Genomic DNA, 15,526 nt, shown 5'->3' on the forward strand with positions numbered 1-15,526 from the left:
TCGTTCCCGCTCGAGCGGTCAGCGCTCCCAGGGCGATTCGTCGTGGTCGGAGTCGTCATCCTCGGCCGAATCATCGTCCTCGTCCGAATCATCGTCCTCGTCCGAGTCGTCATCATCGTCGTCGAACTCGTCGTCAGCCGAGTCGTCTTCGTCGTCATCGGCAGCGCCGGAATCGAGCGCGTCGATGTCGACCCCGTCGACGTCGCCCGCGTGGGTGACCGCCGTGCTGCCGTCCGCGAAGTCGTCCTCGTCCGCGTCGTCGTCGAGGTCGTCCGCGTCGTCGTCGAGATCGTCCGCGTCGTCGTCGCTGTCATCGTCCTCGTCCGCGGCGGCCTGTGCGGCCTGGTAGTCCGCGAGCCGCACGGCCCACGGAACCCACTCGGGAGCGAGCAGCGCTCCGACGGCCGGGAGCAGCTCGACCTCGAGCACCGTCGGCTCGGCGTCTTCGACGACGGCGACGCTGACCGTCCACAGCCACCCGGGGTAGCCGGCCAGACGGTTGGCGAAGCGCAGAGATACGACGCCGTCGGCCTCGACGACGTAGTCGACGGGATCGCCGACGGTCGACGGGGGCGTGATCTCGGCGAGCGCGGCCAGGGCGAGATCGTGAGCGGCGAGCAGACGTTCGTCGACCGCGACCGGCTCGGACGCTACGGCATCCTCGGGCGCTGCGGCCTCGTCAGACGCCGGCTCGATGACGTCGACCTCGTCCGTCGCCGACGTGTCGGCGGGCTCAGGCGTCGAGGTCATCGGCGACCTTGCGCAGCACCGCGGCGATCTTCTTGCCGTGACCCGAGCTGGGGTAGCGGCCGCGACGGAGATCGGCGCCGATGCCGTCGAGGAGTTTCACGAGGTCCTCGACGATGATCGCCATGTCGTCCGCGGGCTTGCGGTTGCGCTTGCTCAGGCTCACGGGAGCCTCGAGCACGCGGACGGCCAGCGCCTGCAGACCGCGCTTGCCATCAGCGACACCGAACTCGAGGCGCGTGCCGGGCTTGAGCGACTCGGTGCCCGCCGGGAGTGCCGTGGCGTGCAGGAAGACGTCCTGGCCGTCATCGGAGGAGATGAAGCCGAACCCCTTCTCGTCGTCGTAGAACCTGACCTTGCCGGTGGGCATGTGCGTACCTCGCTGTCACGGACCGCGTTTCGCGGGCAGAACGGAATGCCGGGGCCGTGTCAGCCCCGGTAACCAGCCTACGGCACCACTGCGAACCGCTACGCTGATGCGGATGAGCACGCGCAGCACGGGCGACGACCTTCCGGTCCGCCGTATCGACCGCATCCTCGCGTTCATGTCGCTGGGGCTGCTGATTCTGGCGATCGTCTGTTTCTTCGCGATCATCATCGGCACCGCGACCGGCATGGAGCAGACAGACTTCGGCACCGGGGCGTGGCCCACGGTCAGCGCCATCGTGTGGATCGCGCCGCCCGTCGCGTTCGCCCTGCTGCTGACGGTGCTGATCATGACCTTCATCCGACGGAGCCGGGCCAACAAGGGCCGGTGACGTGTCTCCCGTCGACGCCCGTGCCCTCGCGAGCTGGCTCGCCACGGTCGACGACGACGTCCTGACGGACCTGCTCCGTCGACGCCGCGTCTCGCCCGACGTCGCCTGGGCCGATTTCTTCGACGCCGCCGAGGCCCTGCTCGATCCCGCGGCGGTGGCCAAGGCCGCTCCGCTTCTCTCCCGGCCGCTCGTCGAGGCCATGGACGACGCGGTCGCCTCCGGCGATGCGGTTCCGCCCGGTACGGCACGCGACGCCCTGCTGCATCTCGGGCTCGTCTCTCCTGGCGGGATGCCCTACGCCGGTGCCGCTACGGCGTGGCGCGATGTCCCCCGCCCCGAGGCCCCCGGCCGTTCCATCACGAGGGGCTCGCCGGAGGAAGATGCGCAGCTGGCCGAACGCGCCTTCACCGCGCTCTCATCACTCGCCGATGTCCTGTCGCTGACGCAACCGTCGCCCCTCGGACGCACCGGTGCGGGAACCCTGGGTGCCGCCGACCGCCGCCGCCTGATCGAAGCAGGAGCGGTGGCGGATGCCGAGACAGCCGACCTCGTGATCGGGATCGGTCTCGACGCCGAGCTCCTCGGTCCGGTCGAGCGCGAGTGGCGGGTGACGACCGACGGAACCGCCTGGTTGCTCCGTGGCTCCGCCGATCGCTGGGCCGACACCGCCGGCCGCCTGCGCGACGCGCTCCCGGCGGCTCTGCGGACGACGGACGGCGGATGGCAGCCGCCGGCGCAGTGGCACCTCGCCTATCCGCTCGACCCGCAGTGGTACGCCCGCGCCGACCGCCTGACGGCGCAGTGGCGGCTGTGGGCGATCATCGACGCATCGGGGCGCCCGGCAGCCTGGGCGACGGCGCTAGCGAACGGAGGCGACGTCGACCGGACGACGCTGCAGGAGCACCTGCCCGGCGAGGTCGACCGCATCTTCCTCCAGAACGACCTCACGGCGATCGCGCCCGGGCCGCTCGAGCCCGCGATCGATGCGCGGCTGCGCCGGGCGGCGCGGCGCGAGTCGCGCGCGCAGGCGTCGACCTACCGGTTCTCGGCCGAATCGATCGGAGCAGCGCTCGCGGCCGGAGAGGATCCGGCATCCCTCGCCGAGTTCCTCACCGCGATCTCGCTGACCGGCCTGCCGCAGCCGCTGGCGTACGAGCTCGAACGGGCGGCCGGCCGCCACGGCCGACTGCGCGTGGGCTCCGACCCCACCGGTCGAACGCAGGTCACCGCATCCGACCAGGGTGCCCTCGACACGCTCGCCGTCGATCAGGCGCTGCGTCCGCTCGGGCTCGTGCGCGATGGCGACCGGCTCGTCAGCCGCAGCTCGGTCGACACCGTCTTCTGGATGCTGAGCGACGCTCGCTACCCCGTCGCCGCGGTCGACGAGAACGGAGAGGTACGGATCCTCGACCGCGCCAAGCTGGCCGCATCGGCGGACGACGCACCGGCGGGCACCGACGACACCCGCTTCTTGCCTCTCATCGAGCGAATGCGTCGAGCCCATTCCTCCGACGACGCGGATGCCGCGTGGCTGGGGCGCGAGCTCGAGCAGGCGGTCAAGGCACGCGCGGCGATCGAGGTGAGCGTGCGTCTGCCGGACGGCTCGACGCGTGACTTCGTGCTCGAAGCGACGGGGCTGGGCGGCGGCCGGCTGCGTGGGCGCGACCGCGCCTCGGATGTCGAACGCACTCTGCCGGTGTCGAGCATCGTCTCCGCCCGGCTGACCTGAGCATCGCAGGCACCCTCCGTACAGGCCGACGTGGGCTGAGCACCGGTACGATTGCTCGTTATGGCTGATGGCCCCCTGATCGTCCAGAGCGACCGCACCGTGCTGCTGGAAGTCGCCCACCCGAGCGCGGAGGACGCGCGGCACGAACTGGCGATCTTCGCCGAGCTCGAGCGGGCGCCCGAGCACATCCACACCTATCGCATCACGCGCCTGGGGCTGTGGAACGCACGCGCCGCGGGGCACGATGCCGAAGACATGCTGGCCACACTCGACCGCTGGTCGCGCTTCCCCGTGCCGCCGTCGGTGTCGACCGACATCCGCGAGACGGTGACACGCTACGGCCGCCTGGTCATCGAGCGCGACGACGAGGGCACCCTGATCCTGCGGTCGAGCGACGCGGCCGTTCTCTCGGAGGTCACGCGCAACAAGCGCATCCAGCCGCTCCTCCTGGGCAACCCCACGCCCGACACGTATGTCATCGATGCCTGGGCCCGCGGCCAGATCAAGCAGGAGCTGCTGAAGATCGGCTGGCCCGCCGAAGACCTCGCCGGCTTCACGCCGGGCACGCCGCATGAGATCGAGCTGCACGAGGACGGCTGGAGCCTGCGCCCCTACCAGCGCAAGGCGGTCGACATCTTCACCGAGGGCGGCTCGGGTGTGGTGGTGCTCCCCTGCGGCGCGGGCAAGACGCTCGTCGGAGCCGCGGCGATGGCCGACACGAAGACGACCACGCTCATCCTCGTGACCAACACCGTCAGCGCGCGGCAGTGGCGCAACGAGCTGCTCAAGCGCACGAGCCTGACCCCGGACGAGATCGGCGAGTACTCCGGTCAGTCGAAGGAGGTCAAGCCGGTCACGATCGCGACGTACCAGATCCTCACCGCGAAGCGAAAGGGCGAGTACGCCCACCTCGCGCTCCTCGACGCGCTCGACTGGGGTCTCGTCGTGTACGACGAGGTGCACCTGCTGCCCGCCCCCGTGTTCAAGCTCACCGCCGACCTGCAGGCGCGACGCCGGCTCGGCCTCACCGCGACCCTCGTCCGGGAGGACGGCCGCGAAGGCGACGTGTTCAGCCTCATCGGCCCCAAGCGCTTCGACGCGCCGTGGAAGGAGATCGAGGCACAGGGCTTCATCTCCCCCGCCGTCTGCTACGAGGTGCGCGTCGACCTCCCGGCATCCGACCGCCTCGAGTACGCGGCCTCGGCCGATGACGAGCGGTACCGCCTGGCTGCCACCGCGCACGCGAAGATCGGGGTCGTCCGCGACCTCGTCGCGAAGCACACGGGCGAGCAGATCCTCGTGATCGGGCAGTACCTCGATCAGATCGACGTGCTGTCCGACGCGCTGGGAGCGCCGAAGATCACGGGTTCGACGCCCGTCGACGAGCGCGAGGAACTGTACGAGGCGTTCCGAACGGGTGAGATCCCCGTGCTGATCGTGTCGAAGGTCGCGAACTTCTCGATCGACCTCCCCGACGCCTCCGTCGCCATTCAGGTCTCGGGATCGTTCGGCTCGCGCCAGGAGGAGGCGCAGCGACTCGGGCGTCTGCTGCGGCCGAAGTCCAACGGTCACACCGCGAGCTTCTACACGCTCATCGCGCGCGACACGGTCGACCAGGACTTCGCACAGAACCGGCAGCGCTTCCTCGCCGAGCAGGGGTACAGCTACACGATCCTCGACGCCGAGAAGCTCGAAGCGGCCTGAGCCGGTCGCCCTACGGCGGAGGTGTCAGGGCTTGGTGAGCTCGGGCGTCGGCTCGCCGGGAAGCGGCACGGTCGCCGTCGGCGTCGGCATGGGGATCGGCGGCGGCAGCTGGGTCCGCGGCAGGCCGTACGTGCGCGCGATCGGTCGCCGCCGCAGCACGAGCTCGACGGCGAGACAGTAGCCCCCGAGCAGCAGCACCGACGTCGCGAAGCTGACCCAGCCGACATCCGCCGCCGCCGGGTCGGCTCCCGTCGCGATCCCGGTCACGAAGGCCAGCAGGTTGTTGACGATGTGCACGGCGATGGCCGCTTCCAGCCCGCCCGTCCGCCAGGTGAGCCAGCCCGCGGCGATCGCGAAGAGGCCGACCGCGGCCTGACCGACGGGGTCGTACCCGTGTCCGAGGACGAACACGGGCACCGGCAGCAGGATGGCGAACAGCGGATGCCGCAGCCACCGCCCGATCGACTGCATCAGGTAGCCGCGGAAGATGTACTCCTCGGCGGCCGCCTGGACCGGCACCACGAGGATGACCACGAGCAGGCTCAGCCACAGGGTGGCGCCCACCGGGGGCGTGAGCGATTCTCCGCTCTGCTCGGCGGGGAGGAGCGCGGTGGCGATGGCCACGACGATCGCCATGGCCACGGCCAGCCCGGCGCAGACGAGCAGCCACCGCCACCGCAACCGTCCGAACACGGCGGAGGCGAACCCGACACGACGTCCGTTGACGATGAGCGACGCGAGCAGGTACGCGGGCAGCAGCAGCGCGATCGCGCCGAGGCCGATGAACAACGAGAGCGGGTCCGAGATGTCCAGGACCCCGCCATCGTTGAGGACCCGGTTCAGCGCCCGCGCCGCCTCTTCGCTCGACAGCGCGATCAGCAGGGCGACGAGTGCGGCGCCCAGCACCATGAGGAGGAACAGAACGATGCCGAGAGCGCCCACCGCGAGCGGGGTCCACCACCCCGAACGACGACGTGCGAAGACGAGCCGATGGAATGCGAGACGGTCGGAATCGATCGGACGCGGCATGCCTCCATCCTCTCGCGACCCCTACCAGGTCGACCCCCTGCGGCGCGATATCCAGCAAACCGATGGGATCCGGTGCCAGTATGGGCCTATGACAGCACCGCGCATTCTCGTCGTGGACGACGAACCGAACATCCGTGACCTGCTGATCACCGGGCTGAAGTTCGCCGGATACCAGGTCCGCGCCGTGGGCAACGGAGCACAGACGATCTCGGCCGTGCTCGAGGAGGAGCCCGACCTGATCGTGCTCGACGTGATGCTGCCCGACATGAACGGCTTCAGCGTCACCAAGCGCCTGCGGGGCGCGGGCTACACCGCGCCGATCCTCTTCCTCACCGCAAAGGACGAGACCGAGGACAAGATCGAGGGACTCAACGCCGGCGGCGACGACTACGTCACGAAGCCGTTCAGTCTCGACGAGATCGTCGCCCGCATCCAGGCCATCCTGCGCCGCACGATGCAGGCCGACGAGGAGTCGATCATCCGCGCCGGCGAGCTGACGATGGATCAGGACACCCACGACGTCCAGGTCGGCGACGTCTCGATCGACCTGTCGCCCACCGAGTTCAAGCTGCTGCGCTACCTGATGCTCAACCCGAACCGGGTGCTGAGCAAGGCGCAGATCCTCGACCACGTGTGGGAGTACGACTTCAACGGCGATGCCGGCATCGTCGAGAGCTACATCTCGTACCTGCGCCGCAAGATCGACCCGCACTCCTCCGAGCCGCTGATCCAGACCAAGCGCGGTTTCGGATACATGCTCAAGGCCGACAAGTCGGCGTGATCCGCGGGAGCGCAGACGCCTGAGCGATTCCGCGAACGACGGCGTCACCCGGTGGTGGCGCGGCATCAGCCTGCGCACGAAGGTCACGGGCGTCATCGTCACCCTGCTGGCGATGGGGCTGATCGCGGCGGGCGTGGGAACGATGATCTTCCTGCGCAACGCCCAGGTCGCCGCGCTCGACGGCAGCCTGAGGTCGCTGGCCCCGACCGACCTGGCGAGCACGGTGATGGATGTCACCGTCGAAGACGGCATCGCGCTCTTCGAGGCGAAGGAGTCACCGGCGCCGACCACCTTCGTCGTCGCGATCTACAGCGCTGAGGGCGAGCTGCTGTCGGTCGCGGGCGGGCCCGAGTCGGTCCGCCCCGATCTGCCCGCCTCGTTCCCCCTCGACCGCACGGTCGTCAAGGGCACCGAGCCTTTCGAGCTCCCCGCTCGCCAGGGAACCGGCACCTTCCACGCGAGTGTCGATGTCCTCCAGCCCGAGGGGTCGCGTGAGAGCTATACGCAGCTCGTCGCGCTTCCGCTGACCTCGGTGACGCAGACCGTCGCGAACTTCATCAGCATCTACACCGTGATCGCCGCCCTCATCCTCGTGGCCGGCGCTCTCGGCACCCGCTGGCTCGTGACCCTCACCTTCCGCAGCCTCAGCCAGGTCGAGGAGACCGCGATGACGATCGCGGCCGGCGATCTGAGCCAGCGCATGGGCGACATCTCCCCCGGCACCGAGGTGGGCCGGCTGAAGATCGCCATCAACGCGATGCTCGACCGCATCGACACCGCCCTGGCCCAGCGCGACGCCACGGTCCAGCAGATGCGGCGGTTCATCGGCGACGCCAGCCACGAGCTGCGCACGCCGCTCGTGACGGTCCGCGGATACGCGGAACTGTACCGGATGGGCGCGATCACCGACGCCGAGCACACCGCGCAGTCGATGGAGCGGATCGAGAAGGAGGCCGTTCGGATGAGCGGCCTCGTCGAAGACCTCCTGGCGCTCGCGCGCCTCGACGAACGCCGTGACCTGGTCATCGCGCCGGTCGACCTGCGTCCCATCGCCCGTGACGCCGCGCTCGACACGCGAGCGGCGGCGCCCGAGCGCCATGTCTCGGTGATCGAGTACTCCGATGAGACGCTCACGGTGGATCTGCCGACGAACACGCGGACCGGCACGACGACGAAGCGTTCCGGCGGTGCCCGCAACCGCACCGGCCAGACGCTCTCCCGCCTGCGGCGGCGGCCGAAGGACGAGCGGGGCGCTCGTTCGGGAGACTCCGGCACGGCGTCCCGGAAGACGGATGCCGCGTCCGCGAGCACGTCGCCCGGCGCGACCGCCGACACGAAGCCGCTGCTGCAGCCAAGCGAGCCGCCGCTCGTACCGGTCGTCCTCGGCGACGAGAACCGCATCCGCCAGGTCGTCGCCAACCTCATCGGCAACGCGCGGCGTTACAGCCCGGAGGGCACCCCGATCGAAATCGCCGTGGGCCTGGATCGCGACGCCCGCATGGGATGGATCTCGGTGATCGATCACGGCGAAGGCATCCCCGAACCGCTGCGCGAGAAGATCTTCCAGCGGTTCTGGCGGGCCGACACGTCGCGCACGCGCGAGACCGGCGGCTCGGGCCTCGGCCTGTCCATCGTCGCCTCGATCGTGGAGGCGCTGCACGGTTCGATCGACGTCCAGGCCACGCCGGGCGGCGGCGCCACGTTCCGGGTCGCGTTCCCCCTGGCCGATCGCCGCGAGGCCGCCGAGCATCTCTGGATCGAGACCCAGCCGCTGCCGCGTCTGCGCGACGAGCGCTGAGCGGGGTGGCGGCGGCTTCTCCCCCGCCGCACCGGGCACCGGCCTCTCCCCGATCGCTTCCGCGCGCGAGTACAGCGTGTCGACGGCGACCTAGCGTGTCGGCATCCACCGCACACGACACAAGGAGCGACATGGCCACCTTTTCGATCGACAGCGACGCCGTAGCGAGCGCCACCGCCGCCATCCGCGCCACCTCGGGACGCATCGAGAGCGACACAGGCGCGATGATGGCGCAACTGACACAACTGCAGGGCTCGTGGACCGGCAGCGCCGCTCTCGCATTCCAGGCCATCGTCGAGAGGTGGCGCGCGGCGCAGCGCGAGGTGGAGGCGGCGCTCGGCGACATCGGATCGGCACTGGATGCCGCCGGCCAGCAGTACCTGCAGGCCGAGGCTGCGGCCGCGGGCCTGTTCCGCTGAGGCCCCTCCGAAACGCAGAACGGCCCCTCCCGAAGGAGGGGCCGTTCTGTATGCGATGGATCAGAAGTCCATGCCACCCGTGGGGTCGCCCGCGGGAGCCGGGGTCTTCTCCGGCTTGTCCGCCACGACCGCCTCGGTCGTGAGGAACAGGCCCGCGATCGACGCGGCGTTCTGCAGCGCGGAGCGCGTCACCTTGGCCGGGTCGATGATGCCCTGCTCGAACAGGTTGCCGTACTCGCCGGTCGCGGCGTTCAGGCCGTGTCCGATCTCGAGCTCGGCCACCTTGTTGGCGACGACGCCCGGCTCGAGGCCGGCGTTCAGAGCGATCTGCTTCAGCGGAGCCTCGATCGCGACCTTGACGATGTTCGCACCGGTCGCCTCGTCGCCCGAGAGCTCGAGACCGCTGAACGCGTTCTTGCCGGCCTGGATGAGCGCGACACCACCACCGGCGACGACACCCTCTTCCACAGCTGCCTTGGCGTTGCGGACGGCGTCCTCGATGCGGTGCTTGCGCTCCTTGAGCTCGACCTCGGTCGCAGCTCCGGCCTTGATGACGGCAACGCCACCGGCGAGCTTCGCGAGGCGCTCCTGGAGCTTCTCGCGGTCGTAGTCGCTGTCGGTGTTGTCGATCTCGCGACGGATCTGGGTCACGCGGCCCTCGAGCTGAGCCGAGTCACCGGCACCCTCGACGATCGTGGTCTCGTCCTTCGTGATGATGACCTTGCGCGCACGGCCGAGCAGGTCGACGGTGGCGTTCTCGAGCTTGAGGCCCACCTCTTCGGTGATGACCTGGCCACCGGTGAGGATCGCGATGTCCTGCAGCTGAGCCTTGCGACGGTCGCCGAAGCCGGGAGCCTTGACGGCAGCCGACTTGAAGATGCCGCGGATCTTGTTGAGGACCAGCGTCGCGAGAGCCTCGCCCTCGACGTCCTCGGCGATGATGAGGAGCTCCTTGCCCTCCTGGATCACCTTGTCGACGATGGGCAGAAGGTCCTTGATGTTCGAGATCTTCTGGTTCGCGATGAGGATGTACGGGTCCTCGAAGACGGCCTCCTGGCGCTCCGGGTCCGTGACGAAGTAGGGGTTGATGTAACCCTTGTCGAAGCGCATGCCCTCGGTGAGCTCGAGCTCGGTGCCGAAGGTGTTCGACTCCTCGACGGTGACGACGCCCTCCTTGCCGACCTTGTCGATGGCCTCGGCGATCAGTTCGCCGATCGAGGCGTCAGCAGCCGAGATCGAAGCGGTGGCAGCGATCTGCTCCTTCGACTCGACCTCCTTGGCGTCAGCGAGGAGCTGGTCGGTGATGGCCTTGACGGCCTTCTCGATGCCCTTCTTGAGCGAGATGGGGTCGGCGCCGGCTGCGACGTTGCGCAGGCCTTCGCGGACGAGCGCCTGAGCGAGGACGGTCGCGGTGGTCGTTCCGTCGCCGGCGACGTCGTCGGTCTTCTTGGCGACCTCCTTGACGAGCTCCGCACCGATCTTCTCGTACGGGTCGTCGAGCTCGATCTCCTTGGCGATCGAGACGCCATCGTTCGTGATGGTGGGGGCGCCCCACTTCTTTTCGAGCACGACGTTGCGACCGCGCGGGCCGAGCGTCACCTTGACGGCGTCGGCCAGCGTGTTCAGGCCGCGCTCGAGGCCGCGGCGGGCCTCCTCGTCGAAAGCGATGATCTTTGCCATGTGTGTGTCGTCCCTCCCGGACGGTGGAGAACAGTCTTTAGCACTCGATGAACGTGAGTGCTAAAGCCATTCTGGCACTCGCCCATGGGGAGTGCAAGCCGCGTGGCCGGTGACGCGACCCGGGGAAACGACGGAGCGCACCGCGATGGCGGTGCGCTCCGTGGAGTGTTGCGATTCAGGCGACGACGCGCACCGATTCCGCTTGCGGACCCTTCTGCCCCGTCCCCACGGTGAACTCGACCGCCTGCCCCTCTTCGAGCACGCGGAAGCCGCTCATCTCGATGTTGGAGTAGTGGACGAAGACGTCCTGCCCTTCGTTCACGGTGATGAAGCCGAAACCCTTCTCGGCGTTGAACCACTTGACGGTGCCCTGTGTCATGCGAATCTCCTGATGCTGTGCGACAGCGTCATCGTATGCAGGGCGTTCCGCCGGATCCGGCGCTTCCGGTCACTGTTGACACGGCCGCATCGAGAATTTCACGAGCGTGAAACACGCCCGGTCGTCAGCCCTCGCCGCCACCGCCCGCGCGGTCCTCGCCGACTACCACAGTGAGCTGCTTGCTGGGCTCCCCGTCCGCGCCGTCCGGGCCTGCATAGGCCTCGCTCATCTCCACGTCCGCTCCGCCGATCACTTGGGCGAGGCCCCGCGCGGCACCCTCGTCCTCCGCATGGACGTAGAAGATCGTGGTCGTCGCGAAGTCATGAGTGCTGGCGTCACCCGCGTCGACGACATCCGAGTTCCATCCGGCACCGACGACGGTGTCACGGAGGGCGGTCGCCAGTCCGCGCTCCGACGTCGCGTTGAGGATCAGGACGGGATACGAGGTGTCGACGACCGGATCGGCCTCGACGGGAGCCTCGACCACGGACGTCGCCGTGGGCGCCGCCGGGAACAGCCCGATGCGACCGGTGACGATCATCGTGCCGAGGACGCCCGCCGCCACCAGGACGAGGACCGCGACGGCAGCCCAGACCAGGAGCACGCCGGCACGCAGCCGGGGGTTCTCGGCCCGGTGGGCGCCGACGCGGGTGGTGTCGGCGGGCAGCTCGTCGAAGCGGTCTTTCGGGTATGTCGTTGTCGGCACGGAGGAATGCTATCTGCCGAAGCTTCGCGTCACATGGCCGCGCGGTCGGCTCGCGAGCGCTCGGCCGCCGCACGCATGCGCCGCAGGCGGTGCACGAGCAGGGGGTCGTGCGACACCGCGTCGACCGACTCGATGATCCGCCCGAGCAGCTGGTAGTACCGCGCAGGGCTCAGCGAGAGCTCTTCGCGAACGGCCTCTTCTTTCGCGCCGCTGTGAGCACCCCAACGTGCCTCGAAATCGAGGATCGAGCGGTCGCGTTCGGAAAGTGCCACGTCTCCACGCTACGACCGCGCGCGCTCGGAGCCGGGACGCCACTCCCACCATCGCCCCAGCGGGTCGGCCGCAGCGTCGATCTCCCCGTCGAGGGCGACCGCGAAGCCGTCGCGCCAGCCGGAGGGAGCACCGCCTGCCCAGCCGTCATGGGTGGCGGGCTCGTCGATAGTCAGCCAGCGCCCGAGTCCGCGCGCACGCGTGACCACGCCCGCGCGTCGTTCCCGCGGGATGTGCACGAGCACCCCGGGCGTGGTGATCACGAGCGTCGCGTCGGCCGGGGCGAGCGCTGCTACGTCCGGAAGAAGGTCGTACGCGTCGCCGGCGAACAGAAGGGGCGGGTCGGATTCCGCGACAGCCGCCGCCGCTCGGATGCGCTCCGCCCGCCCGCTCTCGCCCGGCCACACCAGGCGCGTCAGCCAGTCGACGTCGCGGGGATCGCGCACGTCCAACGGGGCGAGATCGATGCCGGCGCGCCAGACGATCTCGGGATGCCGCACGCGCGGCATCCGCACCCCCCTCACCTCGCTCGGCAGCTCGACCACGGCTGCCCCCGCGGGCGGGTCGAGGCGCGTCTCGCCGTCGTCACCCCGGTACCGATACGAGTAGCGGTCGGGATACAGGCACAACCCGGCGCTCGCTCCGACCTCGAGCAGCGCGATAGGCCCCGAGATGCGCGACAGCGTCGGCAGAAGCGCCGCGCAGCGGAGCGGCTCGTTCGTCTGCACCGAGCGGACGAGGGTCTCCGAGACGACGGCGTCGGCGTGATCGAGCACCCACGATGCCCACGACGACGAATCCACGTCGCCGGAACCCAGCAGGCGGCAGACCGCGAACACCAGCGGCGGCTGGCGCCGGTTCGCGGGAAGCCGCGACAGCACCTGCTGCAGGTCGCGGTCTTCGACGACGCGCCGCGCCCATGCCGCGTAGAGATCCGATCGCCCGGGTGCCTCGTCGACGGCGAACCGCCGGTAGCGCTCGATCACGGCGGCGAACTCGTCGGACATGAAGCCATTCTCCGGGAACATCGACCCGCAACGTCGAGTTGAATAGGACGAGGCGAAGGAGCAGACATGACCTATTCCGTGAACAAGACCGACGAGCAGTGGCGCGAGGAGCTCACCCCTGAGCAGTACGCGGTGCTGCGGCAGGCCGGCACCGAGCGCGCGTGGACCGGGGAGCTGCTCGACGAGAGCCGCGCGGGCCTGTACACCTGCGCCGCCTGCGGCGCCGAGCTGTTCCAGAGCGGAACGAAGTTCGACTCGCACTGCGGGTGGCCGAGCTTCTACGAGTCGGTGCGCCCCGAGGCCGTCGAACTGATCGAGGACCGCTCGCACGGCATGGTGCGCACGGAAGTGCGCTGCGCGAACTGCGGTTCGCACTTGGGGCACGTCTTCCCCGATGGTTTCGGCACGCCCACCGGTGACCGCTACTGCATGAATTCGCTGTCGCTGTCGTTCACGCCCGAGCAGGAGAAGTGACCGGAGCCTTCGAAGCCGCCGGCGCACGCCGGTCGTGGTCGAAGGTCACCGACGAGGCACCCTCGCACGAGGAGCTCGTGCGACTGGTCTCGGCCGCGGGGCGGGTCGCCGACCACTCGTCGTTGCGTCCGTGGCGGCTCATCGAGATCCGAGGCGACGGACGGACGCGGCTGGGCCGCGCGCTGAACAAGGCCGAGGGCAAGCTCGGTGTCTCGACGAAGCCGATGCGCGCCCCGCTGCTCATCGCGGTCGTCGCCAGCTACAGCAAGAAGAGCAAGGTCCCGCGGTGGGAGCAGGAGGCCGTGGCATCAGGCGTCGCTCACATGCTGAGCCTGCTTCTCGACGAGGCCGGGTGGGGCGTGTTCTGGCGCACGGGCGGCGCGACGCGATCCAAGGCGGTCGCGAAGGCGCACAAGCTCGGCAAGCGCGAGGAGCTGCTCGGCTGGCTCTATGTCGGCGGTAAGCCCGCAGACCGCGACTCCGGGCGCCGCAAGTCGATCGACGGCGAGTCGTTTCTGAGCCCGATGCCCTGAATCGCCCTCAGGTCGGAGGCTGCGAGCGGGATCGGAGCCTGCGGGCCGACAGACGACGCTCGTCGAGGAGGTCGGCGATGTCGACGTCGAGCGCTGCCGAGATCCGCGCCAGCTCCTCGATCGACATCGCCGACGGCTGCCGAACGTGCAAGCGGCGGGCGAGCGTTCGCATCGGGATCCCGCTCGCCTCTGCCAGCCATTCCTGCGTCAACCGCTCATCCGCGAGAACCGCGCGGATGGACCGAGCCACTCGAGCGCTTAGCAAGCCGTCTGCCATATGGCAACACTATTGACGCTCTTGCCACATGGCAATAGTTCAGCCAAACTTGGCACGTGCCCACAGGAAGAACGCCGGAACCCGGCTCGCTCAGTCGCCACGTCGCGAATCTGCTCGCCGTCGAGATCGCTCGTCGCGGGCTGCGTCAGACCGATGTCGCCGCCCAGGTCGGCATGTCGGCCTCGCAGCTGTCGCGCGTCCTCGCCGCGAAGAAGGTCTTCACGATCGATCAGCTCGACGCGGTGTGCCGCGCCGTCGGCATCCCCATCGGGCAGGTCGTCGTCATGCCCGGCCGGCGGCGGTGGCCCGGCAGCGGAGCCGTCGACATCGCCGTGTCCAAGGCGCCGCAGAACGACCGCGGAGCGGACGAGTGTGACGGATGATGCAGCCGGGCGGCAGAATGCCGCCAACTCCGCCAAACTGGGCACGTGCCCTCAGGAAAGACCCCGGAACCCGGCCCGCTCAGTCGTCATGTGGCGAGTCTGCTCGCCACCGAGATCGCACGCCGCGGACTGCGCCAGACCGACGTCGCCGCCCAAGCGGGCATGTCGGCCTCGCAATTGTCGCGGGTGCTCGCTGCCAAGAAGGTCTTCACGATCGACCAACTCGACGCCGTCTGCCGCGCGGTCGGCATCCCCATCGCGCAGGTCGTCGTCATGCCGGGCGGGCGGTCTCGCCGGACCCGCGACGGGTCTCCCATCCCTCGCATCGATGTCGGACCCTCACGCGATACTGAGCGGGCGGTGGCCAAAGCGCCACACGATGACCGCGGAGGGGACGACGGTGACGGATGACGAACTTCTCGACACACTCGATCTTCTCGGCGTACGCCTGACCATCACCGACCTGCCTCCCGACCGCGACGGAGAGTACGAGCACGGGCTCCGTATCGTCCGGCTCCGGCCGGGAATGGCCCGACGCCTCCACCGGTCGGTGCTGGCGCACGAGTGCGCCCATGCCGTCCACGGTGACGTGCCGCTTCGCGACCCGCACCACGCCGAACGGCAGGAGGCGAGAGCCGACGAATGGGCGGCGCGGATGCTGGTGTCCGTCGACGACTACGCGCGCGCCGAGAACATTCACGACGGACACGTGGATGCGATGGCCCTCGAGCTCGATGTGACCGTCGACCTCATCCGGGCCTTCCAACGCACGCTCCGGCATCCTCGCACCCTTCGTATGCCGGACATTCCGACGGGCGCGCCGCGGTAGCACAGCGATCCGCATGCAGCCGA

The 15,526-nt window shown here is 69.4% G+C and carries 20 protein-coding genes; 11 read left to right on the forward strand and 9 right to left on the reverse strand.

The features are described 5' to 3' along the window. Positions 1 to 18: 18 nt before the first annotated feature. Positions 19 to 750 (reverse strand): DUF3027 domain-containing protein, encoded by a 732-nt coding sequence (locus tag DO944_RS10255; protein ID WP_112617094.1) that lies wholly within the window; start codon positions 748 to 750, stop codon positions 19 to 21. Further along, on the reverse strand, positions 734 to 1,117 hold the full coding sequence (locus DO944_RS10260) for a cold-shock protein (RefSeq protein ID WP_023954781.1): 384 nt from the start codon (positions 1,115 to 1,117) through the stop codon (positions 734 to 736). The genes DO944_RS10255 and DO944_RS10260 overlap by 17 nt, the downstream gene beginning before the upstream one ends. Positions 1,118 to 1,229: 112 nt before the next feature. Here DO944_RS10260 and DO944_RS10265 point away from each other — a divergent pair, with 112 nt between their 5' ends. Genes DO944_RS10265 through DO944_RS10275 form a run of 3 tightly spaced genes read left to right on the forward strand, consistent with a single transcriptional unit; the run spans position 1,230 to position 4,938 of the window. After that, positions 1,230 to 1,505 (forward strand): multidrug ABC transporter ATPase, encoded by a 276-nt coding sequence (locus DO944_RS10265; RefSeq protein WP_112617095.1) that lies wholly within the window; start codon positions 1,230 to 1,232, stop codon positions 1,503 to 1,505. Position 1,506: 1 nt separating this feature from the next. After that, on the forward strand, positions 1,507 to 3,234 hold the full coding sequence (locus DO944_RS10270; RefSeq protein WP_112617096.1) for a helicase-associated domain-containing protein: 1,728 nt from the start codon (positions 1,507 to 1,509) through the stop codon (positions 3,232 to 3,234). 60 nt (positions 3,235 to 3,294) lie between these two features. After that, on the forward strand, positions 3,295 to 4,938 hold the full coding sequence (locus tag DO944_RS10275; RefSeq protein WP_112617097.1) for a DNA repair helicase XPB: 1,644 nt from the start codon (positions 3,295 to 3,297) through the stop codon (positions 4,936 to 4,938). A gap of 24 nt (positions 4,939 to 4,962) precedes the next feature. Here the strand turns inward: DO944_RS10275 and DO944_RS10280 are convergent, their stop codons facing one another. Next, positions 4,963 to 5,967, reverse strand: a complete 1,005-nt coding sequence (locus tag DO944_RS10280) for a CPBP family intramembrane glutamic endopeptidase (protein ID WP_112617098.1) — start codon at positions 5,965 to 5,967, stop codon at positions 4,963 to 4,965. Between the two features lie 88 nt (positions 5,968 to 6,055). Here DO944_RS10280 and DO944_RS10285 point away from each other — a divergent pair, with 88 nt between their 5' ends. From DO944_RS10285 to DO944_RS10295, 3 genes are all read left to right on the forward strand, one after another. Continuing rightward, positions 6,056 to 6,748 (forward strand): response regulator transcription factor, encoded by a 693-nt coding sequence (locus DO944_RS10285; RefSeq protein ID WP_023954791.1) that lies wholly within the window; start codon positions 6,056 to 6,058, stop codon positions 6,746 to 6,748. Between the two features lie 112 nt (positions 6,749 to 6,860). After that, entirely contained in the window at positions 6,861 to 8,546 is a 1,686-nt protein-coding gene (locus DO944_RS10290) for a cell wall metabolism sensor histidine kinase WalK (RefSeq protein WP_112617099.1), read from the forward strand. Positions 8,547 to 8,677: 131 nt separating this feature from the next. Next, positions 8,678 to 8,965 carry a WXG100 family type VII secretion target gene (locus tag DO944_RS10295; protein ID WP_112617100.1) on the forward strand — a complete coding sequence of 96 codons (288 nt, stop codon included), beginning with the start codon at positions 8,678 to 8,680 and terminating at the stop codon, positions 8,963 to 8,965. Positions 8,966 to 9,025: 60 nt separating this feature from the next. Here the strand turns inward: DO944_RS10295 and groL are convergent, their stop codons facing one another. From groL to DO944_RS10320, 5 genes are all read right to left on the reverse strand, one after another. Continuing rightward, positions 9,026 to 10,645, reverse strand: coding sequence for a chaperonin GroEL (gene groL, locus DO944_RS10300; RefSeq protein ID WP_112617101.1), 1,620 nt, complete (start codon positions 10,643 to 10,645; stop codon positions 9,026 to 9,028). A gap of 175 nt (positions 10,646 to 10,820) precedes the next feature. Then, on the reverse strand, positions 10,821 to 11,024 hold the full coding sequence (locus DO944_RS10305; RefSeq protein WP_023954799.1) for a cold-shock protein: 204 nt from the start codon (positions 11,022 to 11,024) through the stop codon (positions 10,821 to 10,823). 124 nt (positions 11,025 to 11,148) lie between these two features. Continuing rightward, the gene (locus DO944_RS10310) at positions 11,149 to 11,730 is read right to left on the reverse strand and encodes a LytR C-terminal domain-containing protein (RefSeq protein ID WP_112617102.1); all 582 of its coding nucleotides are present in this window, start codon (positions 11,728 to 11,730) and stop codon (positions 11,149 to 11,151) included. Positions 11,731 to 11,759: 29 nt separating this feature from the next. Beyond that, the gene (locus DO944_RS10315) at positions 11,760 to 12,002 is read right to left on the reverse strand and encodes a DUF3263 domain-containing protein (RefSeq protein WP_112617103.1); all 243 of its coding nucleotides are present in this window, start codon (positions 12,000 to 12,002) and stop codon (positions 11,760 to 11,762) included. 9 nt (positions 12,003 to 12,011) lie between these two features. Continuing rightward, on the reverse strand, positions 12,012 to 13,007 hold the full coding sequence (locus tag DO944_RS10320; RefSeq protein WP_112617545.1) for a DUF2332 domain-containing protein: 996 nt from the start codon (positions 13,005 to 13,007) through the stop codon (positions 12,012 to 12,014). A gap of 66 nt (positions 13,008 to 13,073) precedes the next feature. On the opposite strand from DO944_RS10320, the gene msrB reads away from it, so the two are divergent. Together msrB and DO944_RS10330 are read left to right on the forward strand one after the other, a co-directional pair. Further along, positions 13,074 to 13,481: a peptide-methionine (R)-S-oxide reductase MsrB gene (msrB, locus tag DO944_RS10325; RefSeq protein WP_023954808.1), complete on the forward strand. Its 408-nt coding sequence runs from the start codon at positions 13,074 to 13,076 to the stop codon at positions 13,479 to 13,481. After that, positions 13,478 to 14,014, forward strand: coding sequence for a nitroreductase family protein (locus DO944_RS10330; RefSeq protein ID WP_112617104.1), 537 nt, complete (start codon positions 13,478 to 13,480; stop codon positions 14,012 to 14,014). Before msrB ends, DO944_RS10330 begins: the two co-directional genes overlap by 4 nt. A 7-nt stretch (positions 14,015 to 14,021) precedes the next feature. On the opposite strand, the gene DO944_RS10335 is transcribed toward DO944_RS10330, so the two are convergent. Next, on the reverse strand, positions 14,022 to 14,264 hold the full coding sequence (locus DO944_RS10335) for a helix-turn-helix transcriptional regulator (RefSeq protein WP_162815455.1): 243 nt from the start codon (positions 14,262 to 14,264) through the stop codon (positions 14,022 to 14,024). 83 nt (positions 14,265 to 14,347) lie between these two features. On the opposite strand from DO944_RS10335, the gene DO944_RS10340 reads away from it, so the two are divergent. The 3 genes from DO944_RS10340 to DO944_RS10350 are packed head-to-tail and all read left to right on the forward strand — an operon-like array spanning position 14,348 to position 15,503. Beyond that, positions 14,348 to 14,674 (forward strand): helix-turn-helix transcriptional regulator, encoded by a 327-nt coding sequence (locus DO944_RS10340; protein WP_112617106.1) that lies wholly within the window; start codon positions 14,348 to 14,350, stop codon positions 14,672 to 14,674. 45 nt (positions 14,675 to 14,719) lie between these two features. Continuing rightward, complete coding sequence (locus DO944_RS10345) at positions 14,720 to 15,085, forward strand: helix-turn-helix domain-containing protein (RefSeq protein ID WP_112617107.1); 366 nt, start codon at positions 14,720 to 14,722, stop codon at positions 15,083 to 15,085. Then, positions 15,075 to 15,503: an ImmA/IrrE family metallo-endopeptidase gene (locus DO944_RS10350; RefSeq protein WP_146752032.1), complete on the forward strand. Its 429-nt coding sequence runs from the start codon at positions 15,075 to 15,077 to the stop codon at positions 15,501 to 15,503. The genes DO944_RS10345 and DO944_RS10350 overlap by 11 nt, the downstream gene beginning before the upstream one ends. Positions 15,504 to 15,526: the final 23 nt, after the last annotated feature.

It is taken from the genome of Microbacterium sp. SMR1, from assembly GCF_003289625.1.
Taxonomy (GTDB): Bacteria; Actinomycetota; Actinomycetes; order Actinomycetales; family Microbacteriaceae; genus Microbacterium; species Microbacterium plantarum.